At 65.9% G+C, this 20,084-nt stretch carries 21 protein-coding genes; 16 read left to right on the top strand and 5 right to left on the bottom strand.

Annotated elements, in window-relative coordinates:
* Window positions 1–39: 39 nt before the first annotated feature.
* Entirely contained in the window at window positions 40–999 is a 960-nt protein-coding gene (locus BDOA9_RS09210) for an aminoglycoside phosphotransferase family protein (protein WP_042336447.1), read from the bottom strand.
* A gap of 127 nt (window positions 1,000–1,126) precedes the next feature.
* Between BDOA9_RS09210 and BDOA9_RS09215 the strand changes: the two genes are divergently transcribed.
* The 11 genes from BDOA9_RS09215 to BDOA9_RS09265 all read left to right on the top strand — a co-directional run bounded on the left by BDOA9_RS09215 (window position 1,127) and on the right by BDOA9_RS09265 (window position 12,789).
* Entirely contained in the window at window positions 1,127–2,140 is a 1,014-nt protein-coding gene (locus BDOA9_RS09215; RefSeq protein WP_025033621.1) for an IS5 family transposase, read from the top strand.
* 196 nt (window positions 2,141–2,336) lie between these two features.
* Window positions 2,337–3,233 (top strand): ABC transporter permease, encoded by an 897-nt coding sequence (locus BDOA9_RS09220; RefSeq protein WP_025033647.1) that lies wholly within the window; start codon window positions 2,337–2,339, stop codon window positions 3,231–3,233.
* A 181-nt stretch (window positions 3,234–3,414) separates the two neighbouring features.
* A complete protein-coding gene (locus tag BDOA9_RS09225; RefSeq protein WP_025033648.1) occupies window positions 3,415–4,473 on the top strand; it encodes an ABC transporter ATP-binding protein in 1,059 nt (352 codons plus the stop codon).
* Window positions 4,470–4,667 carry a hypothetical protein gene (locus BDOA9_RS09230; protein ID WP_025033649.1) on the top strand — a complete coding sequence of 66 codons (198 nt, stop codon included), beginning with the start codon at window positions 4,470–4,472 and terminating at the stop codon, window positions 4,665–4,667. The genes BDOA9_RS09225 and BDOA9_RS09230 overlap by 4 nt, the downstream gene beginning before the upstream one ends.
* Window positions 4,664–6,079 (top strand): Asp-tRNA(Asn)/Glu-tRNA(Gln) amidotransferase GatCAB subunit A, encoded by a 1,416-nt coding sequence (locus BDOA9_RS09235; protein ID WP_025033650.1) that lies wholly within the window; start codon window positions 4,664–4,666, stop codon window positions 6,077–6,079. The genes BDOA9_RS09230 and BDOA9_RS09235 overlap by 4 nt, the downstream gene beginning before the upstream one ends.
* Window positions 6,076–7,053, top strand: a complete 978-nt coding sequence (locus BDOA9_RS09240) for an ABC transporter ATP-binding protein (RefSeq protein ID WP_025033651.1) — start codon at window positions 6,076–6,078, stop codon at window positions 7,051–7,053. Before BDOA9_RS09235 ends, BDOA9_RS09240 begins: the two co-directional genes overlap by 4 nt.
* A gap of 103 nt (window positions 7,054–7,156) precedes the next feature.
* On the top strand, window positions 7,157–7,426 hold the full coding sequence (locus tag BDOA9_RS09245; protein ID WP_025033652.1) for a GlsB/YeaQ/YmgE family stress response membrane protein: 270 nt from the start codon (window positions 7,157–7,159) through the stop codon (window positions 7,424–7,426).
* A 268-nt stretch (window positions 7,427–7,694) separates the two neighbouring features.
* Window positions 7,695–9,443, top strand: a complete 1,749-nt coding sequence (locus tag BDOA9_RS09250) for a type I secretion system permease/ATPase (RefSeq protein ID WP_025033653.1) — start codon at window positions 7,695–7,697, stop codon at window positions 9,441–9,443.
* Window positions 9,440–10,774, top strand: a complete 1,335-nt coding sequence (locus BDOA9_RS09255; protein WP_025033654.1) for an HlyD family type I secretion periplasmic adaptor subunit — start codon at window positions 9,440–9,442, stop codon at window positions 10,772–10,774. The genes BDOA9_RS09250 and BDOA9_RS09255 overlap by 4 nt, the downstream gene beginning before the upstream one ends.
* A gap of 190 nt (window positions 10,775–10,964) precedes the next feature.
* Window positions 10,965–12,434, top strand: a complete 1,470-nt coding sequence (locus BDOA9_RS09260) for an AMP nucleosidase (protein WP_025033655.1) — start codon at window positions 10,965–10,967, stop codon at window positions 12,432–12,434.
* 79 nt (window positions 12,435–12,513) lie between these two features.
* Window positions 12,514–12,789 carry a DUF1488 family protein gene (locus tag BDOA9_RS09265; RefSeq protein WP_025033656.1) on the top strand — a complete coding sequence of 92 codons (276 nt, stop codon included), beginning with the start codon at window positions 12,514–12,516 and terminating at the stop codon, window positions 12,787–12,789.
* A gap of 35 nt (window positions 12,790–12,824) precedes the next feature.
* Here BDOA9_RS09265 and BDOA9_RS09270 read toward each other — a convergent pair whose 3' ends face one another.
* Window positions 12,825–13,307 carry a CinA family protein gene (locus BDOA9_RS09270; RefSeq protein WP_025033657.1) on the bottom strand — a complete coding sequence of 161 codons (483 nt, stop codon included), beginning with the start codon at window positions 13,305–13,307 and terminating at the stop codon, window positions 12,825–12,827.
* Between the two features lie 145 nt (window positions 13,308–13,452).
* Here BDOA9_RS09270 and BDOA9_RS09275 point away from each other — a divergent pair, with 145 nt between their 5' ends.
* The 3 genes from BDOA9_RS09275 to BDOA9_RS09285 are packed head-to-tail and all read left to right on the top strand — an operon-like array spanning window position 13,453 to window position 16,059.
* Window positions 13,453–14,511: an amidohydrolase family protein gene (locus BDOA9_RS09275; protein ID WP_025033658.1), complete on the top strand. Its 1,059-nt coding sequence runs from the start codon at window positions 13,453–13,455 to the stop codon at window positions 14,509–14,511.
* A 25-nt stretch (window positions 14,512–14,536) separates the two neighbouring features.
* Window positions 14,537–15,646, top strand: a complete 1,110-nt coding sequence (locus tag BDOA9_RS09280; RefSeq protein ID WP_025033659.1) for an amidohydrolase family protein — start codon at window positions 14,537–14,539, stop codon at window positions 15,644–15,646.
* Complete coding sequence (locus tag BDOA9_RS09285) at window positions 15,646–16,059, top strand: Rieske (2Fe-2S) protein (RefSeq protein ID WP_025033660.1); 414 nt, start codon at window positions 15,646–15,648, stop codon at window positions 16,057–16,059. Before BDOA9_RS09280 ends, BDOA9_RS09285 begins: the two co-directional genes overlap by 1 nt.
* A 220-nt stretch (window positions 16,060–16,279) precedes the next feature.
* On the opposite strand, the gene BDOA9_RS09290 is transcribed toward BDOA9_RS09285, so the two are convergent.
* Window positions 16,280–17,179: a transcriptional regulator GcvA gene (locus tag BDOA9_RS09290; protein ID WP_025033661.1), complete on the bottom strand. Its 900-nt coding sequence runs from the start codon at window positions 17,177–17,179 to the stop codon at window positions 16,280–16,282.
* 110 nt (window positions 17,180–17,289) lie between these two features.
* Between BDOA9_RS09290 and BDOA9_RS09295 the strand changes: the two genes are divergently transcribed.
* Both BDOA9_RS09295 and BDOA9_RS09300 read left to right on the top strand, forming a co-directional pair.
* On the top strand, window positions 17,290–17,493 hold the full coding sequence (locus BDOA9_RS09295; RefSeq protein ID WP_025033662.1) for a DUF1127 domain-containing protein: 204 nt from the start codon (window positions 17,290–17,292) through the stop codon (window positions 17,491–17,493).
* Between the two features lie 68 nt (window positions 17,494–17,561).
* The gene (locus BDOA9_RS09300) at window positions 17,562–18,185 is read left to right on the top strand and encodes a GNAT family N-acetyltransferase (protein WP_025033663.1); all 624 of its coding nucleotides are present in this window, start codon (window positions 17,562–17,564) and stop codon (window positions 18,183–18,185) included.
* A gap of 52 nt (window positions 18,186–18,237) precedes the next feature.
* On the opposite strand, the gene BDOA9_RS09305 is transcribed toward BDOA9_RS09300, so the two are convergent.
* Complete coding sequence (locus tag BDOA9_RS09305; protein ID WP_025033664.1) at window positions 18,238–19,068, bottom strand: enoyl-CoA hydratase; 831 nt, start codon at window positions 19,066–19,068, stop codon at window positions 18,238–18,240.
* 115 nt (window positions 19,069–19,183) lie between these two features.
* Window positions 19,184–19,885 carry an SDR family NAD(P)-dependent oxidoreductase gene (locus BDOA9_RS09310; RefSeq protein WP_025033665.1) on the bottom strand — a complete coding sequence of 234 codons (702 nt, stop codon included), beginning with the start codon at window positions 19,883–19,885 and terminating at the stop codon, window positions 19,184–19,186.
* Between the last annotated feature and the right edge of the window lie 199 nt (window positions 19,886–20,084).

Genomic DNA, 20,084 nt, shown 5'->3' on the forward strand with positions numbered 1-20,084 from the left:
GGGGACACGCGACGGGGAGCCTCGCGGCTCCCCGCGCCCTCACTCCGCCCAGATCAGCTCCTGCAGCGCGACCAGATCGTTCGCTTTGTCCTGCCAGCCCTCGATGCAGATATGCGCGTTGAGGTCGCTGGCGCGGTGCAGCAGCATCAGGGCCATCAGGCGGCGCTTGAGCGTGTAGTCGAGCTTCGCATAGCCAAAACCTTCGAGCAGTCTCTTCACCCTGCCCGGCCGGCCCGCCGCCATGAAGGCGCCGGGGCCGAGCAGATCGTAGTCGCGCCAGCCTGTGAGCACGTCGCCGAAATCGAACAGGCCTGCGAGCGACCATTGGCCGTCATCGCAGGCGAGCAGAAAGTTCTCGGGAATGTACTCGCCGATCAGGATCACCGGCGGCGCGTCCATCGGGATCAGCGTCGCGGCATCGCGCAGGAGATCGTCGAGGCCGGCGAGGAATTTTGGCGCAAGGCCGAGGCGCGTGTGCCTGGCGCGGCACCCCTGCAGCTGGGCGCGCATGAATGCATCCCAGCGCGGCTCGATGGACGCAAGCTCGCCGGGCGGAACGCGCTGCACGGCAGCGATGGTCTCGCCGATCTGGCGCAGCAGGCGCTCCTTCTGATCTTCCGGCAGTTGCGGCCACACCTCGGAGCCGAGCGTGCCGGCGAGGCGCGTGATGATCAGGTACGGCCAGCCGTCGCGCATCCCTTCCGCGACGATCTCGGGGATCGGCAGCGGCACGCGGCCCTTGAGCTGCGTCAGCGCGGCGCGCTCCGAGACGAATTGCGCTGCGAGCAGCGGCGGGAAGATCTTCAGGATCAGCTTGTCGCCGAGGGCGACCACGAGATTGGTGCCGGTCGCAAACACATGCGGCGAGCCGGTGTCGAGGCCGTGGCTGCGCGCGATGTCGAGCGCGATCGGCAGCCATTGCGGCGACGCGGAACGGAAGGCGCGGAAGCTTGCGGCGTCGGTGAAAACCGGCAACATCTGCAATGGAGCGGTGGTCATCATCGAGTTGAGCTTGATTGATTCTTCAGTGCGAACCGAGGAGACGGTGCACCTCTCCCGCTTGCGAGAGCTTTGCATAAGAGGAGGATTTGCGATTCTCTAGGGCCTGTGGTGGAGGCGGATTCGGATGGCATATCGAGAGGTTGGGCAACCGAGCTTCGCGGACGCGCTGGTATCGCGGCGAGGGAAGGGTAACGCGGTGCTGAAGCGGATTGGCGAACTGGTCGACTGGGCGGCTGTGGAAAGAGTGCTGGGTGGTCTTCCGGAGCCGGAGCGTGGCCCTCCGCCCTATCCGCGACTGGTGCTGTTCAAGGCGCTGCTGCTGCAGCAATGGTATGGGCTTTCCGATCCGGCGCTCGAGGAAGCGCTCGACGACCGGGCCTCGTTCCGAGCCTTCTGCGGCTTTGTGCTGAGCGACGAGACGCCTGACCACACGACGATCTGGCGATTCCGCGAGGCTTTGCAGCGAGCCGGTCTGGACGAGAAGCTGTTCGCCGAGATCCTGCATCAGATCGACGCACGCGGGCTGGTGCTGCGCCGGGGCACATTGATCGATGCGAGCCTGATCTCGGCAGCAGTAAAGCCGCCGAAGCCGCCAGAGGACCCGCAGCCGCCCGGCCCGGACGGCCGTGAACCGAGCAAGCTGGTCAACAGCAAGCGCGATCCAGATGCACGCTGGACCAAGAAGGGCGGCAAGCGGTACTTCGGCTACAAAGCCCATATCGGCATGGATCAGGGTTCGGCCATCGTCCGCCGCAGCAAGCTGACCGACGCTGCGGTCAACGACACAGTGCCCGCCGACGAACTGGTCTGTGGTGATGAGAAGGCGGTCTATGCCGATCAAGCCTATGACAAGCACGAGCGCCGCAGCGGGCTCGCCGCGCGGGGAATCAAGCCGAGGCTGATGTTCCGGCCCAACAAGCATCATCCGCTCACCGAGCGGCAGAAGCGCTTCAACGATGCCGTGGGAAAGCGCCGCGCACCGGTCGAGCAGGTCTTCGCGCGCCTCAAGGGCAGCTACCGCTGGGCGCGCGCTCGCTATCTGGGTTTGGCGCGCAATCAGACACATCTGCGCCTGATCTGCCTCGCCATGAACCTCAAACGATGGGCGGTGCTGTGCCCGATAGGAGCCGCAGCGTGACCACCACCCGCCGCTACCCCGCGGCCACGAAAACCAGACGCCCCACCCCTCTGGGGCTACGTGAGGCCGTTCAAAAAAAGCTCCAGATCGAACTTCACTCCAGCACAACTCATTACGCAAAGCTCTCGCAAGCGGGAGAGGTTAAGGGAGCCCGCGGTTCGCACCGACCATACCCGTATGCAACGGGAGCAAGCCGATGAGCGAGCTCCCCCTGTCCGCCGATGCCGCGCTGCAGGCCGCACCCGCCACCAAGGCGCGCGGTTACTGGGCGACCGTCGGCCGCCGCATCATGCGCGACAAGGTCAGCATGGCCTGCGCGCTGGTGCTGCTGCTGATCTTGCTCTCCGCGATCCTTGCGCCGTGGCTCGGCCTCGAAGACCCCTACAAGGGCTCGATGATCCGCCGCCTCCGCCACATCGGTACCACGGGATATCCGCTCGGCACCGACGAGCTCGGCCGCGACATGCTGGCGCGGCTGATCTATGGCGGCCGGCTGTCGCTGGTGATCGGCATTTTGCCGGTGATCCTGGCCTTCTGCATCGGCACCTCGCTCGGCATCATCGCCGGCTATGTCGGCGGCAAGCTCAACACCGCGATCATGCGCACGGTGGACGTGTTCTACGCCTTCCCGTCGGTGCTGCTGGCGATCGCGATCTCCGGCGCGCTCGGCGCCGGCATCCTGAACTCCATCGTGGCGCTCACCATCGTGTTCGTGCCGCAGATCACCCGCGTCGCCGAGAGCGTCACGACAGGTGTGCGCAACATGGATTTCGTCGAGGCCGCGCGTGCCTCCGGCGCGGGCGCCTTCACCATCATGCGCGTGCACATCCTCGGCAACGTGCTCGGCGCGATCTTCGTCTATGCCACCAGCCTCATTTCGGTCTCGATGATTCTGGCCGCCGGTCTCTCCTTCCTCGGCCTCGGCACCAAGCCGCCGGAGCCGGAATGGGGCCTGATGCTCAACACGCTGCGCACCGCGATCTACGTCAATCCCTGGGTCGCAGCATTGCCGGGCGCGATGATCTTCGCGGTCTCGATCTGCTTCAACCTGCTCTCGGACGGCCTGCGTAGCGCCATGGACATCAGGAACTAAGGATGAGAAGGACGCAGCTTGCCGCAGCGGCGGTGCTACACCTCTCCTGGAGGGAGAGGTCGGATTGCATCGCAAGATGCAATCCGGGTGAGGGGGTACGCTCCACCGAATTTGCCGCGCCCCCTCACCCGGCGCTGCGCGCCGACCTCTCCCCGATGGGGAGAGGTGAAGGACGACGGCCATGAGCGAGAATGCCTCCGTCGAAATGCTGGAGCCGGTCGAGGACCGCGGCGGGCTCGCGCAGCCGTTGCTGCAGGTCAACGGCCTGACCAAGCATTTCCCGGTGCGCGGCGGCCTCTTCGCCGCCAAGCGCACCGTGCGTGCCGTCGACAACGTCTCCTTCTCCGTCGCCAAGGGCGAGACCGTCGGCATCGTCGGGGAATCCGGCTGCGGCAAGTCCACCACCGCGCGCCTCCTGATGCACCTGATGCCGCGCGATGACGGCGACATCATCTATGACGGCATGACCGTCGGCCAGTCGCTGAGCTTGCGCGAGCTGCGCCGCGGCATGCAGATGGTGTTCCAGGATTCCTACGCCTCGCTCAATCCGCGCCTGACCATCGAGGAATCCATCGCCTTCGGCCCGAAAGTCCACGGCATGGCCGACGGCGCGGCGCGCAACCTGGCCCGCGAGCTGCTCGGCAAGGTCGGCCTGCGCCCCGAAAACTTCGCCAACCGCTATCCGCACGAGATTTCCGGCGGCCAGCGCCAGCGCGTCAACATCGCACGTGCGCTGGCGCTGTCGCCGCGGCTGGTGATCCTGGACGAAGCCGTCTCCGCGCTCGACAAATCCGTCGAGGCGCAGGTGCTCAATCTGCTCGCCGATCTCAAGCGCGAATTCGGCCTGACTTATCTCTTCATCAGCCACGACCTCAACGTCGTGCGCTACATCTCGGACCGCGTGCTGGTGATGTATCTCGGCGAGGTCGTCGAGCTCGGCCCGGTCGACCAGGTCTGGGACAGCCCGGCGCATCCCTACACCCGCGCGCTGCTAGCCGCGATGCCGTCCTCCGACCCTGATCGTCGCACCGAGACGCCGCCGATCACGGGCGATCCGCCGAATCCGATCGATCCGCCGCCGGGCTGCCGTTTCCACACTCGTTGCCCGTTTGCGGAGCCGCTCTGCGCAAATGCGACACCAAAGCTCACCGCGCTGGATAATATGGGTCACGAGGCCGCGTGCTACATGGCGATACCGGATTCAGGCCACAGCCGCGCGCCCAGGGGAGAAACCGCATGACCAGACCGACACCGAAAGAGATCAAGCCGATCGCGCAAATTGCCGGCGTGCCCGTGGACGACGAGATCGCAACCCGCATCTCCAATGCCATCGGCCCCGCCTTCGAAGGCTTCGCCGCCATCGCCGGCACGCTGCCGTTCGATCTGGAGCCCGCAACTTACGTGCTCGCGCAGACGCAGAAGGTGTCGAAATGAGCCGTGAGCCCGCTTTGATGACGCTCACCGAGGTCGCGCGCGCGATCGCGATGAAGCAGGTGTCCTCGCACGAGGCGACGCGCGCGCTGCTGCAGCGCATCGCGCAGTGGCAACCGCATCTCAACGCCTTCATGTCGATCGAGGCCGAGGCTGCGTTGAAAGCGGCGGATGCCGCCGATGCCGAGCTCGCCAAGGGCAATGTCCGCGGCCCCCTGCATGGCGTGCCGCTCGCGCACAAGGACATGTATTACGATGCCGGCTATGTTGCGACCTGCGGCTCGCTGATCCGTCGCGATTTCGTCGCGACCACGACCTCCACCGCCTTGCAGCGACTGAAGGACGCCGGGCAGGTTCGGCTCGGCACGCTGCATCTGGCCGAATTCGCCTATGGTGCGACCGGGCACAACGCCCATTACGGCCCGGTGCGCAATCCCTGGAACGTCGCCCACATCACCGGCGGCTCGTCATCGGGCTCGGGCTCGGCGGTGGCCGCGCGCCTGACCTATGCGGCGCTCGGCTCGGATACCGGTGGGTCGATCCGCATGCCCGCGCATTTCTGTGGCGTCACCGGCTTGAAGACCACGGTGGGCCGCGTCAGCCGCGCCGGCGCCATGCCGCTGTCCCAATCGCTCGACACGGTCGGCCCGCTGGCCCGCACCGCCGAGGATTGCGCGCTGTTGCTGGCGCTGATGGCCGGCCCCGATCCCGCCGATTCGACCTGCAGCCACGAGCCCCTCTCGGACTACGTCGCCGCGACCAAGGGGTCCCTGAAAGGCCTCAAGATCGGCGTGCCCGCGACCTACTATGTCGACGATCTCGACAGCGAGGTGGCGCGCGTGCTCGACGAGACCATCGCAGTGCTCAGGCGCGAGGGCGCCGACATTGTCAAGGTCGAGCTGCCGGACCAGCGGCAATTGCAGGCGGCGAGCCAGCTCGTGCTGGCCGCTGAAGCCGCCGCCTTCCACAAGCGCTGGCTGATCGAGCGTTCGCAGGATTACGGCGCGCAGACATTGATGCGCCTCCAGAACGGCCTTGCCGTGCCCGCCATCACCTATCTCGAGGCGATGCGTTGGCGCGGGCCAGCGCTCGCGGCCCACGATGCCGCGACCGCAGGCGTCGATGCGGTGATCGCGCCGGCATCTCCGGTGCCGGCGCCGACGATCGAGGAGAGCGACGTCGGTGGCGGCCCGAACGCGCCGGCATTGTTGCAGCGGCTGACGCTGTTCACCCGCCCGGTGAACTACCTCGGCCTGCCGTCACTGACCATTCCATCGGGCTTCACCAAGACCGGCCTGCCTATCGGCATGCAGCTGATCGGCCGCTCCTTCGACGAAGCCACCCTGCTCACCATCGGCGCCGCGTTCCAGCGCGCCACCGACTATCACGACCGATTGCCGACATTGCCGTCATGACAAACCTCGTCGAGATCTCGGGCCTCAACATCCGTTTCACCGGCGAGCGCACGGTCTATGCCGTGAACGATCTCAGCCTCTCGCTCGGAAACAGCGAGGTGCTGGGCCTGCTCGGCGAGTCCGGTTCGGGCAAGAGCGTGACGCTGCGTGCCTTGATGCGGCTATTGCCGAAGAAGCGCACGCAGATTTCGGGCACGGTCAACGTGATGGGACAGGACGTGCTCGCCATGAATGACGAGGAGCTGTCGTCGTTCCGCGGCCAGACCGTCTCGATGATCTTCCAGGAGCCCGCGCTCGCGCTCGATCCGGTCTACACGATCGGCGCGCAGATCGCCGAAAGCGTCGTGCGCCACGAAGGCAGGAGCTATGCGGAAGGGCGCGCGCGGGCGCTCGAAATGCTCGAGGTCGTGCGCATTCCCTCGGCCAAACGGCGTCTCGACGCCTATCCGCACGAGATGTCCGGCGGCATGCGCCAGCGTGCGATGATCGCACTCGCGCTCGCCTGCCGGCCGAAGATCCTGCTGGCGGACGAACCGACCACCGCGCTCGATGCCACCGTGCAGATCCAGATCCTGCTCTTGCTGCGCGAGCTGCAGCGCGAGTTCGGCATGTCCGTCATCTTCGTCACCCACGACATCGGTGTCGCCATCGAGATCTGCGACCGCGTCGCGGTGATGTATGCCGGCCAGATCGTGGAGCAGGGGACTCTTCGCGACATCGTCCGCTCGCCGGTGCATCCCTATGCCAAGGGCCTGCTCGCCTCCACCATCCACGGCGCCAAGCGCGGCCAGCGGCTGGAGACCATCCCGGGCACGCCGCCGTCGCTGGCCGAGAAGCCGCACAACTGCTCCTTCGCTCCCCGCTGCAAGCTCGCCGAGCCGCGCTGCCTGGAGCAATTGCCGGGGAATGTCGCGGTCGGGCCGGGTCGGGCGGCGAGGTGCGTGCTGGCGGAGCCGGTCACCGTGCCGTCATAGTTCGGGTGAGTTGAACCCGGCTGTGCGAGCGTTCCCAGCATTCACACCCCATTCATCCCGGTTCCCGTTCCATGGCTCCCGTTTGCGGAGAGGGACCTCACTGATGCACATTTCCAACGAAGGCCTGCTCGTCATCCTGTTCGTCGGTCTCGTCGCCGGCTGGCTCGCCGGCAAGATCGTGCGGGGCGCCGGGTTCGGCATTATCGGCGACATCGTGATCGGCATCTGCGGTGCGCTGGTGGCGAGCCTGCTGTTTCCAAAGCTCGGAATCCGCCTCGGCACCGGCTTGATCTCCGAGATCGTCTATTCCGCCATCGGCGCGGTCATCCTGCTGCTGGTAGTGCGGCTGGTGCGCGGCGGGGGCCGGCTCTAGCCCCGCCCCCGGCCGAGAGGAACTCGAGCCGCACTTTTCGCGGAAGCGGCTGAAAGCCTGCAAGAAAAAGCCGCAAGCCTGTGGAATTCCGGACTTGCGCGGAAGGCTGTCGGGGGTAGATGTGGCCCATCAGGCTTCGGATTAAATTCAACCGCGCTGGACGGCCGGAAAACAGATGTTAATCCGAGGCGAGTACTCCTTGAATCGCCTTTGAAATCAGGGCCTTGCAAATCAGGGCCTTGCCCTTTAGCCGAAAGAGATCAGACTGATGGCAGCCATCCCTGGCGTCCGCCGTTCAGAGCTCGGTGACGCCTTACGCGCTTGTCGCACGGCCTTCATCGGCGTCGGCCTGATGAGCTGCATGATCAACCTGCTCTATCTGACCGGGTCGATCTTCATGCTGGAGGTCTACGACCGGGTGCTGCCGAGCCGCAGCATCCCGACCCTGGTCGGCCTCATCATCCTCGCCGGCTTCCTCTACATGGCGCAGGGCGTGCTCGACATGATCCGCAACCGCATCCTGGGGCGGATCGGCACCTCGCTCGACGAGGCCCTCAACAAGCGCGTGTTCGACACCATCGTGCGCCTGCCGCTGCTGGTCGGCAGCCGCAACGAGGGCCTGCAGCCGCTGCGCGATCTCGACAATGTCCGCTCCTTCCTCGGCGGCATGGGTCCGAGCGCATTCTTCGACCTGCCCTGGCTGCCGCTCTATCTCGCCATCTGCTTCGCCTTCCACGTCCTGATCGGCGTCACCGCGCTGGTCGGCGCCATCATCCTGGTCGGGCTGACGCTGGTCACCGAGTTCATGTCCCGCCAGCCGGCCAAGGAGGCGATGGGCCTCGCCGCCCAGCGCAACGATCTCGCCCAGGCCAGCCGCCGCAACGCCGAAGTCATGGTGTCGATGGGGATGGCCGGCCGGATGAACCAGCGCTGGAGCGAGGCCAACGAAAAGTACCTCGCCGGCAATCAGCGGGCGAGCGACGTCGCCGGCGGTCTCGGCGCGGTCGCGAAGGTGCTGCGGATGATGCTGCAATCGGCCGTGCTCGCGGTCGGCGCCTATCTCGTCATCCACCAGGAGGCGACCGCCGGCATCATCATCGCCGGCTCGATCCTCTCCGCCCGTGCGCTCGCGCCGGTCGATCTCGCCATCGCGCATTGGAAATCCTTCGTCGCGGCGCGCCAGAGCTGGCACCGCCTGACCCGCCTGCTGGAGCAGATGCCGGCGCAGGCGATGCCGACCCAGTTGCAGGCGCCCACCAGCCGGCTCTCGGTCGAGGGCGTCGCCATGGTGCCGCCCGGTGATCAGCGCCTCGTGGTGCAGGATGTCACCTTCGCGCTCACCGCCGGCAACGGTCTCGGCGTGATCGGCCCGAGCGGCTCCGGCAAGTCGTCGCTGATCCGCGCGCTGGTCGGGGTCTGGCAGCCGGTGCGCGGCAAGGTCCGGCTCGACGGCGCAGCGCTCGATCAATGGTCGAGCGACGCGCTCGGCCGCCACATCGGCTATCTGCCGCAGGACGTCGAATTGTTCGGCGGCACCATCGCCCAGAACATCAGCCGGTTCGATCCCGAGGCCACCTCCGAGGCGATCATCGCCGCGGCCAAGGAGGCCGGCGTGCACGAGATGATCATCAAGATGCGCGAGGGCTACAACACGCAAGTCGGCGAGCAGGGCGCCTCGCTCTCCGCGGGCCAGGCCCAGCGCGTGGCGTTGGCGCGCGCGCTCTACGGCAACCCCTTCCTGATCGTGCTCGACGAGCCCAATTCCAACCTCGACACCGAAGGCGACGAGGCGCTGACCCGCGCCGTCCGCTCGGCGCGCGAGCGCGGCGCCATCGTCGTCGTGGTGGCGCACCGGCCGATCGGCGTCGAGGCGGTCGACCAGATCCTGGTTCTGCGCGACGGCCGCATGCAGGCCTTCGGCCCCAAGGAGCAGGTGCTCGCCCAGGTGCTGCAGCCGCGCGCGACGCCGCCGGCGCCGATCAAGATCGTCAGCGAAGGCGGAGTGGCCAAACCATGAGCACGATGGCCATCGGCGGCACCAAGGCGGCCGCGAAGAAGACCGTACGCGACTCCATCAAGTTTCACCTGTTGCTCGGCCTCGCGATCGTGGTGGTCCTGGTCGCCGGCCTCGGCGGTTGGGCCTCGACCGTCCTGATCTCGGGCGCGCTGATCGCGCCGGGCCAGATCGTGGTCGAATCCAACGTCAAGAAGGTGCAGCATCCCACCGGCGGCGTGGTCGGCGAGGTGCGCGCCCGCGACGGCGACCTGGTCAAGTCCGGCGACATCGTGGTGCGCCTCGACGACACCGTCACCAAGGCCAACCTTGCCATCGTCACCAAGAATCTCGATGCGGCGCAGGTGCGTGCGGCGCGCTTGCAGGCCGAGCAGCGCGGTGTCGACAAGATCGAATTCCCGCAAAGCCTCCTCGAGCGCGCCAACGATCCCGACGTCAAGATACTGCTGTCGGCCGAAACCAAGCTGTTCGAGGTCCGCGTCAACGGCCGCACCGGGCAGAAGGCGCAGCTGCGCGAACGCATCACGCAGCTCAACGAGGAGATCGCCGGTCTCAGCGCCCAGGAAAAAGCCAAGGACCAGGAGATCGCGCTGGTGCTGAACGAGCTCACCGGCGTGCGCGAGCTCTACGACAAGCGCCTGGTGCAGATCTCGCGCCTGACCCAGCTCGAGCGCGATTCGGCCCGCCTCAACGGCGAGCGCGCGCAGTACATCGCCGCGCGCGCCCAGGCCAAGGGCAAGATCACCGAGACCGAGCTGCAGATCATCCAGATCGACAAGGACGTGGTCAGCGAGGTCTCCAAGGACCTGCGCGAGACCAACGACAAGATCGGCGAGCTGATCGAGCGCAAGGTCGCGGCCGAAGACCAGCTCCGCCGCGTCGACATCCGCGCGCCGCAGGACGGCATGGTGCTGCAATCAACGGTGCACACGATCGGCGGCGTCGTCACCGCTGGCGATACCTTGATGCTGATCGTGCCGCAGGCCGACGATCTCCAGGTCGAGGCCAAGGTCAATCCGGTCGATATCGACAAGCTCCAGATCGGCCAGAAGACGCTGCTGCGCCTCTCAGCATTCAACCAGCGCACCACGCCAGAGCTCAACGGCGTCGTCAGCCGCGTCTCGCCCGACGTCACCACCGACCAGCGCACCGGCCAAGGCTATTACACCATCCGCGTCTCGATGCCGGCCGAGGAGCTCGCCCGGCTCGGCGACGTCAAGCTGATTCCCGGCATGCCCGTGGAAGCCTTCGTCCAGACCGGCGACCGCACCATGCTGTCCTATCTGATGAAGCCGTTCCACGACCAGCTGATGCGGGCGTTCCGCGAGAAGTGACGCGCGAAAGCGCGAAGGTCTTGTGGGGTGGGTTAGCCTTGCGGCTGCGCGAAGCGCAGTCCGCTGGCGTAACCCACCTCTTTGGTTTCCGCAGGAGCAGAAGTGGTGGGTTACGCTGCGCTAACCCACCCTACGCGGTTCCGTTCTTGCTATAGTTCGACTCAAAGCCCAGCAACACGGCGGTCGAACCATGCAGTCTCCACCCTCCATCGCCACCCAGTCCTTCACCGATGCAGCTCTCGCCGTTGCCCGTCTCGAGGAGATCTACGAGCGCAACACGAAATTCCTGCGCGATCGTTTCGAGGCCTATGTTGGCGGCGAAGCGATCACGACGCGGGTGCGCGCCTATTATCCCTTCGTCCGGCTCACCACCGCGACGCATGCCCGGCTGGATTCGCGTCTCGCCTACGGCTTCGTCGCCGGGCCCGGCGTGCATGAAACCAGCGTGACGCGGCCGGATCTGTTCCGCAGTTATCTCACCGAGCAGATCGGCCTCTTGGTCCAGAACCACGGCGTGCCGGTCGAGATCGGCGAGTCCGCCGAGCCGATCCCGATCCACTTCGCCTATCGCCGCGACATCAACATCGAAGCCGCCATCACCACCAGCGAGAATTCGCCCGTCACACGCTCGCTGCGCGATGCGTTCGACGTGCCCGTTCTCGCGACGATGGACGATTCGATCGCCGACGGCACCTTCGAGCTCCAGCCGGGCGCGCCGGAGCCGCTGTCCCTGTTCCGCGCCGCCCGGGTCGATTACTCGCTGCGCCGGCTCCATCACTACACCGGCACCGATCCCGAATACTTCCAGAACTTCGTCATCTTCACCAACTACCAGTTCTATGTCGACGCCTTCGCGCAAGCGTGCCAGCAGCGGCTGCAGGCCGGCGAAGCCGGGCTCGAAGCTTTCGTCGCGCCCGGCAATGTGATCACGACCAGCGGCGGCGCCATCAGCGGCACCGCGCCGGCTCGCGCACCGCAGATGCCGGCTTTCCACCTGATCGCGCCCGGTTATCGCGGCATCACGCTGATCAACATCGGCACCGGTCCGTCCAATGCGCGCAACGTCACCGACCACGTCGCGGTGCTGCGGCCGCATGCCTGGCTGATGCTCGGCCATTGCGCGGGCCTGCGCAACACGCAGCGCCTCGGCGACTACGTGCTCGCGCACGGCTATGTGCGCGAGGATCATGTGCTCGATCGCGAGCTGCCGCTGTGGGTGCCGATCCCGGCGCTGGCCGAGATGCAGGTCGCGCTCGAGCAGGCAGTCGAGGACGTCACCGGGCTCGAAGGTTTCGAGCTCAAGCGCCTGATGCGCACGGGGACCGTGGCGAGCGTCGACAACCGCAACTGGGAGATCTCAGGCCCTGAAGTGATCCGGCGCCTGTCACAGTCGCGCGCGGTGGCGCTCGACATGGAATCGGCTGCGATCGCCGCCAACGGCTACCGCTTCCGCGTGCCCTACGGCACGTTACTTTGCGTCTCCGACAAGCCGCTGCACGGCGAGATCAAGCTCGCGGGGATGGCCAGTGAATTCTACCGCCGCCGCGTCGGCCAGCATCTCGAGATCGGCCTGAAGGCGCTGGAGCGGCTCAAGCAGCAGGAATCGGAGCGGCTGCATTCGCGCAAGCTCCGCAGCTTCGCCGAAGTGGCCTTCCAGTAGGACCGAAGATACACTTTGCTGCTGACAAGCGGGGCGATTTTCCGCATTGTCCGCGCGGGGGCGCGACCGGGACGACTTGATGCCGCTGATGCGCGACAAGATCATTGGCCATGATCTGGAACGGCTGGCCTTTCGCTTCACCATGCTGAACGACGGTGAGGTCGTGCAGTGCCAGATCAGCGACGCCGCGATGGACGAGCTCGCGGGCATGCAGGGTACCGAAAGCAGCGCGCGTCAGGCGCAATTCCTGTCGCTGCGCGAGACCATCGAGCGGATCGCGTCGGATCTCTACGACGAAGCGCCACGCTTCCCGGGCTATGTGGTGCGGATCTTCATGCGGCATTTGGGACGGTGAGGTTGCGCCAGGACGACAGCGGAGCTGACCGCCGTTCATCCCTCCAGCTTCCTCAGCAGCAGCTTGAGCGCGGTCGCCGCGAACAGCTGCATGTTCGCGAACCGGTCATTGCTGCCAGTCTCCAGCGTCATCACCTCCACGGCCGGTCCCGCGACCGCCATGCAGCTATGGCCCGCCGCATCGCCGTAGCGGTTGCCGGTGGGGCCGGCAGCGCCGGTCTCGGACAGGCCCCAATCGCAATTGAAGCGCGCTCGCATCTGCTCGGCCAGCAACCGCGCGTAGGGCTCCGACGAGGAGCGAAAGCCCTTCATTCCTTCGTCCGAAATATCCATCAGCACGCGCCTGGCATCGCGGGTATAGACCACCGCGCCGCCGAGGTAATAGGCGGAGGCGCCGGGCACCGCGAGCAGGCTGGCCGAGATCAAGCCGCCGGCGGAGGATTCGGCAACCGCAATGGCCTGTTTGCGCGCGATCAGTTTGGCGGCGACCTGTTCCGCAATGCCCACGAGCTCTTTCATGTCGTAACCCCTCATTCCTTCGCAACCGAGCTCAGCCTTCCTAGCATATGGCAGGACGCTTGGCCGAGTTGCGGGCGACGGGCAGGCCTGCTTCAATGGCCGGGACAAGAAGAGACCTGCGAGGAAACGTGAGAAGGGAAACGTGATGGCGTCCCTGATCGCCGGCGGCATCGATTGCGACGTGCATCCGGCCGTGCCGCATCTGACCAGCCTGCTGCCGTACCTGAACGATTATTGGCGCGATCAGGTGACGACGCGCGGCATGGTCGACCTTATCTCGCAATCCTATCCGCAGAACTCGCCGATCACGGCGCGGCCGGACTGGCGCCCCGAGACCGGCAAGCCCGGCGAGAGTCTGGAGGCCATGCAGCGCCACGTGCTCGACCCCTTCCAGCTCAAGCATGCGATCTGCAATCCGCTCTACGGCGTGCAGATGGTGTTTTCGGAGGACATGCAGGCGGCTTTTTGCCGCGCGCTGAACGACTGGCTGGCGAAGGAATGGCTCGATCGCGACACGCGGCTGCGTGGCTCGATCGTGATCCCTACGCAGAGCGTCGAGAAAGCGGTTGCCGAGATCGAGCGCTGCGCACCGGACAAGCGCTTCGTGCAGGTGCTGATGCTGGTGATGGGCGACACGCCGCTCGGCAAGCGCGCGCTGTGGCCAATCTACGAGGCCGCGGAACGTCTGGAACTCCCGGTCGGCATCCACGCCGGTTCCGCCTATCACAATCCGCCGACCGCGGTGGGCTGGGGTTCCTATCACATCGAGGATTATGTCGGGCAGGCCCAGGCGTTCCAGACCCAGCTCACCAGCCTGATCGTCGAGGGCGTGTTCGCCAAATATCCGCACCTGAAAATCGTGCTGCTGGAGTCGGGCGTGTCCTGGATCGCGCCCTATCTCTGGCGCCTGCACAAGTTCTGGCGCGGAGTGCGGATGGAGACGCCGTGGGTCGATCGCGCGCCGCTGGAGATTGTGCGCAGCAACATCCGCTTCTCGTTACAGCCATTTGATGCGCCGCCGGAACCTCAGACATTAATTCGCCTGTTTGATCATATGCAGTCGGACGAATTGGTCCTATTCTCCACGGACTATCCGCACTGGCAGTTCGACGGCCAGGACGCGCTGCCCGAAGGTCTGTCCCCCGATCTCGTGCGCAAGATCATGATCGACAATCCGCATGCAACCTATCCCCGCCTGAAATGAGCCCGCTGCCAAAGGAGGCAAGGCGATGAATATCCAGTTCCGCGAGAACCAAGAAGCCGCTTCCCCACTGTCCGTCAAAACCGCGATCGCGGACTGCGACATCCATCCGGCACGCGCGACCCGCACCGAGCTCTACCCCTACCTTGCCAAACGCTGGCAGCATCACCTCGAAGTCTACGGCGTCCATGCCTATCAGGGCATGATGGAAGGCCCGCCCTATCCGAAGGCCCAACCCAATGCCTCGCGCCGCGATGCCTATCCGCCGGAAGGCGGCCCGCAGGGCTCCTCGCTCGCCTTCATGCAGAAGCAGCTGCTCGATCCCAACAACGTGCAGCTGGGTGTGCTCAATCCGCTCAACACCGGGCAGGGCATCCGCAATCACGAGCTCTCCGCCGCGCTGTGCTCGGCGATCAACGACTGGCAGATCGACAAATGGACCAGCAAGGACAAGCGGCTGAAGGCCTCCATCGTCGTCGGCAATGAGGACGGGCTTTCGGCCGCCGCCGAGATCCGCGAGCGCGCCGGCGACAAGAACTTCGTGCAGGTGCTGCTGCTCAGCCGCAATGTCGAGCCGCTCGGCCAGCGCCGCTATTGGCCGATCTATCAGGCTGCGGAAGAGGCGGGGCTCCCCGTCGGCGTCCACGCCTTCGGCTTTGGCGGCAACCCGATCACGCCGTCGGGCTGGCCGTCCTACTACATCGAGGAGATGGTCGGCCACTCGCAGTGCCAGCAATCGGCGCTGGCGAGCCTGGTTTTGGAGGGTGTGTTCGAGCGCTTCCCGAAGCTGAAGATGGTGATGATCGAGGCCGGCTTCGGCTGGGCGCCGTCGCTGGCGTGGCGGCTCGACAAGGCCTGGCAGCGGCTCAGGAGCGAGGTGCCGCACGTGAAACGGCCGCCGTCGGAATATATCCGCGAGCATGTGTGGTGGACCACGCAGCCGATGGAGGATCCTGAAAGCCGCGAGGACCTGTTCGACGTCATCAAATGGATCGGCTGGGACCGCCTCTTGTTCGCGACCGACTATCCGCATTGGGATTATGACGAGCCTTCGCGCGTCTTGCCGGCCGGCGTCAGCGAGGCCAACCGCGAGGCGTTCTATCTCGGCAATGCGAAGAAGCTGTATGGCATTTCCTGATGGCAAGACACGTCATCGCGCCGGTCGACGAGCTTCCGCCGGGCACGCGAAAATTCCTGGAGATCGACGGACGACCGATCGCGGTCTTCAACATCAAGGGCGAATATTTCGGCCTGATGAACCGCTGCCCGCATCAGGGCGCGGCATTGTGCGAGGGGCCGCTGATCGGCCTTGCGCAGTCGCGCGATCCCGGCGAGATCGAATACACCAAGTTGGGTGAGATCATCCGCTGCCCCTGGCACGGCTGGGAGTTCGATATCCGCACCGGCCAATCCTATTGCGATCCCCGCCGCTTCCGCGTGAAAGCCTATCCCGCCCATGTCGAGCCGGGTGCCAGCGTGGTGAAGGGACCCTATGTCGCCGAGACCATCCCGGTGAAAGTCGAAAGCGACTACGTGGTGGTCGAGCTGTAAGCGGCATCTGTTCACCCTCCCCTGGAGGGGGAGGGTCGATCGCGCGCAGCGCGAGCGGGGTGGGGTGATCTCTCCTCTTGGGCACTGTCGGATGGGGAGAGACCGTCACCCCACCCCGCTTCGCATTTCGCTTTGCTTTATGCGAAGCGACCCTCCCCCTCCAGGGGAGGGTGAAGGGCGGCGACAGAGTCAGGGTTTTTCCGGAGGAAGCTGCTGGTTCTTAGGCTCTGCTCTGCGCCGCCGCGAGCACCCATTGCCGGAACGCGGCAAGCTTCGGCGCCTCCCGGCGCCCCTCGGGCGCGACCAGGTAGAAGCCGGCATCCGCCGGCAGCGCGATCTTGAAGGGGACGACGAGCCTGCCCTTGGCGATGTCGTCCTGCACGTAGGAGGTCCGCCCCATCGCGACGCCGATGCCGTCGATCGCGGCCTGGATGGTCATGAAGATCATGTCGAAGGTGATGCCGGGCTGCCGCGCGATATCCGCCGGCAGGCCAGCCGCGGTCAGCCACAGCCGCCAATCATCGCTGTTGGCGTTCGAGGTATGCAGCAGCGCGTGGTTGCGCAGATCCTCCGGCCGGCGCAACGGCTTGTCGCCGCGCAGCAGCGAGGGGCTGCACACCGGAAACAGCTCGTCCGCCATCAGCCAGTCGGCGCGCAGGCCCGGCCATTGGCCGCGGCCATAGCGGATCGCCGCATCGACGTTGTCGCGCTGGAAGTCGACGAGGCTGGTCGAGGTGGTGATGCGCACGTCGATGCCGGGATGCTGCTCCTGGAAATCGGTCAGCCGCGGCAGCAGCCATTTGGCGGCGAGCGAGGCCAGCGTCGACACCGTCAGCACCTTGTCGTCGTCCCTGCGCAAGAGACGATCGGTGGCGAGGCGCAAATCGTTGAAGGCGGCGCGCACGCCCGGAAGATAGTCGCGCGCCTCCGGCGTCAGCGCCAGCGCGCGGTTCTGCCGGATGAAGAGGCGGATGCCGAGCTCCTCCTCCAGCCTGCGGATCTGATGGCTGATCGCGGTCTGAGTCACGTTCAGCTCGCTGGCTGCGAGCGTGAAGCTGAGATGGCGCGCGGCGGCCTCGAACGCCCGCAATCCGTTCAGGGAAGGCAATCTGGCAGTCATCTGGCAGCAGCATGCATGACGTTATTTCATGCGAAGAGGTACAAATTGTCGTTTGTGGCAGCGCAGCAGCAGGCAGATATTAGCGATCAACTTAGCTCCAGGAGCTGAAAATGTCTACATTGACCGACAATTCGATGACAAATCATCATGCACAGGGCTTGCTCTACCAGATCGGCGAGATCCTTCACGTCTGGCACGAGCGCTACCGGACCCGGCGCGAGCTGACCCACTGGACCGCCCGGGACCTCCACGACGTCGGGCTGTCCTGGTCCGACATTGCCTACGAGGCCGATAAACCCTTCTGGCGGGCCTGATAGGCCGCCAGGCCGGCGCCGCCTGAGCACAGGGGCGCCGGCGGTCCCTTTTTCGCAGGGCATGTGTCATGAGCTCGCTTCGCCTCGAAGACCTCAAGCAATATTCGGACGTGCTGCGCACAAGGCACGGCGAGCGGCTCAATGTCCGCTTCGTCGAGCCGCGCGACACCGATGAGCTGCAGCACTATTTCCGCATCCTCTCGACCCGCTCCCGTTACAACCGCTTCTTCGGCGCGATCAGCGAGTTGCCGAAGGGCCTGCTGCACGATTTCCTCGAGGTCGGCGAGCGCGATCGCTTCACCATCGTGGCGACCATGATGGTCGACGGCTTCGAGACCATCGTAGCCGAAACCCGCTATGCCTTCCATGCCGAGACCGCGACGCTCGAGTTCGGCCTCTCGGTCGATGACCGCTGGCAGGGCCACGGCATCGCCACCGCACTGATGAAGAACCTCGAGTGCCGCGCGGCCGCGCTTGGTGCAGAGCGCATGTTCGGCGAAACGCTGCGCTCCAACGAGGCCATGCTCTCGCTCGCGCGCAAATCCGGCTTCGCTTTCGTCAACCATCCCGATGATTGGAAGCTGGTGCGCTTCGACAAGGAGATCAACCTCGTGCCGCAAGACATTCCCTGCGCGAGCTGGCGCCTCGCCGCCCTTTCCCGTCAGGCCGACAGCCCCTCAGCCTCGGCCTGACCTGACTGCAGCCCGGCCTGGCCAAGCCAGAGCCGGGCGTTTTTTTGCGCAGCTACTTCCCCGTGAACACCGCCTTGCGCTTCTCGATGAAGGCCTGCACGGCCTCCTTGTGGTCGGCGGTCGTGGTGAGGCGGACCAGCCGTTCGGCTTCGTGGTCGCGCGCGGTTTCGAAGTCGAACAGCAGGGCCTCGTCGAGATTGTCCTTCATGTAGCGCAGCGCGAGGCGCGGGCCTTCGGCGAGCGATCTGGCCAGTGCGAACGCCTCGGCCTGCAATTTGTCGTCGGGCACGACGCGGTTGACGAGGCCGATCGCCTCGGCGCGCGCGGCATCGACGCGGTCGCCGGTGAACATCAATTCGCGCGCCCGCGCGGTGCCGACCAGCCGCGTGAGCAGCCAGGCGATGCCGTAATCGCCTGACAGCGCGATGCGGGCATAGCCGGTGGCGACAAAGGCCGATTGCGCGGCGATGCGGATGTCGCAGGCCATGGCGATGGCAAGGCCGGCGCCGACCGCGGGGCCGGGGAGCGCAGCGATCGTCGGCTTGCGCACCGACACCAGCGCGCCGGTGAGCAGCCGCTGCCGCTCCTGCAGATCGGCGACCTTGTCGTCAAACGACATGTCGAGCTTCGCCTTGTCGCGATGCGCGCCCATGCCCTTGACGTTGCCGCCGGCGCAGAAGGCTTCGCCCGCGCCGGTGAGCAACAGCGCGCCGACGTCGGGATTCTCCCCGCAGGCTCGGATCATCGTGCGCAGCGCCGGCGTCAGTGCATCCGACAGCGAGTTGCGCGCCTCCGGCCGGTTCAGCGTGATGATGGCGACGCGGTCGCGGATGACGCAGAGGAGCTCGCTGGTGCCGGTATCGACAGTGGTTTCCGTGGTCATTGATCCTCCCTGCTCTCGTAGGGTGGGCAAAGCGAAGCGTGCCCACCATTTCTTATCGCGCCGAGATGGTGGGCACGGCGCTTCGCGCCTTTGCCCACCCTACGGCAGTGCGCCTTCAAAACCTCTCCACCCAGGGCCGCAGCTCCAGCTCCCAGCTCCAGGCGCTGCGCGGCTGCTGCAGCACGTTCCAATAGCTCTCTGCGATCGCGTCGGGATCGAGCATCGAGTCCGGCCTATCCGCCGCCTCGCTTCGCGTCGCGCTCCTGATGCCGCCGTCGATGACGAAATGCGCGACATGGATGCCCTGCGGCGACAGTTCGCGCGCCATGCTCTGCGCAAGTCCGCGCAGCGCGAACTTGCCCATCGCGAAGGGAGCGGACTGCGCATAGCCCTTGACGCTGGCGGAGGCGCCGGTGAACAGGATCGCGCCGTGCTGGTTCGGCAGCATGCGCTTGGCCGCCTGCTGCGCCACCAGGAAGCCGCCATAGGCGCTGACCGCAATCGCCTGCGCGACGTCGGCCGGCACGAGGTCAATGAGCGGCCCGCGCGTGCGGCCGGAGGCATTGTAGACGACGAGATCGGGCGTGCCGATCTCGCGCTCGACCAGGCCGAACAGCCGCTCCACCTCGTCAGGCTCGGTGGCGTTGCAGGCATAAGCCTTGGCCCCGGTCTCGGTGCAGAGCGCGCCAAGCTTCTCGATTTTTCGCGCGGCGAGAGCGACGCGGATGCCCTGGGCGGACAGCAGCCGGGCCAGCGACGCGCTCAGGCCTTCGCCGGCACCGACGATGAGGGCGATCTTGTATTTCGGATGTTCCATGGCGTGCTCTCTGAGGACTGGGAGCCGTAGATCTATGCATGCCTACGCGAACGACCAGCCAGGACGATCACAATTCCGCAGGGCGAATTGCTCCATCGTTGCGATCATGCCTCTCTGACAATTTGCGGCTTTATCGCGCTTGCTCACTGGAGCATGATCGACATCATCTCAAGCGGCAAGCGCCAAATCAGCGCAAAAT

It is taken from the genome of Bradyrhizobium sp. DOA9 (assembly GCF_000617845.2).
In the GTDB taxonomy this organism is placed as follows: Bacteria; Pseudomonadota; Alphaproteobacteria; order Rhizobiales; family Xanthobacteraceae; genus Bradyrhizobium.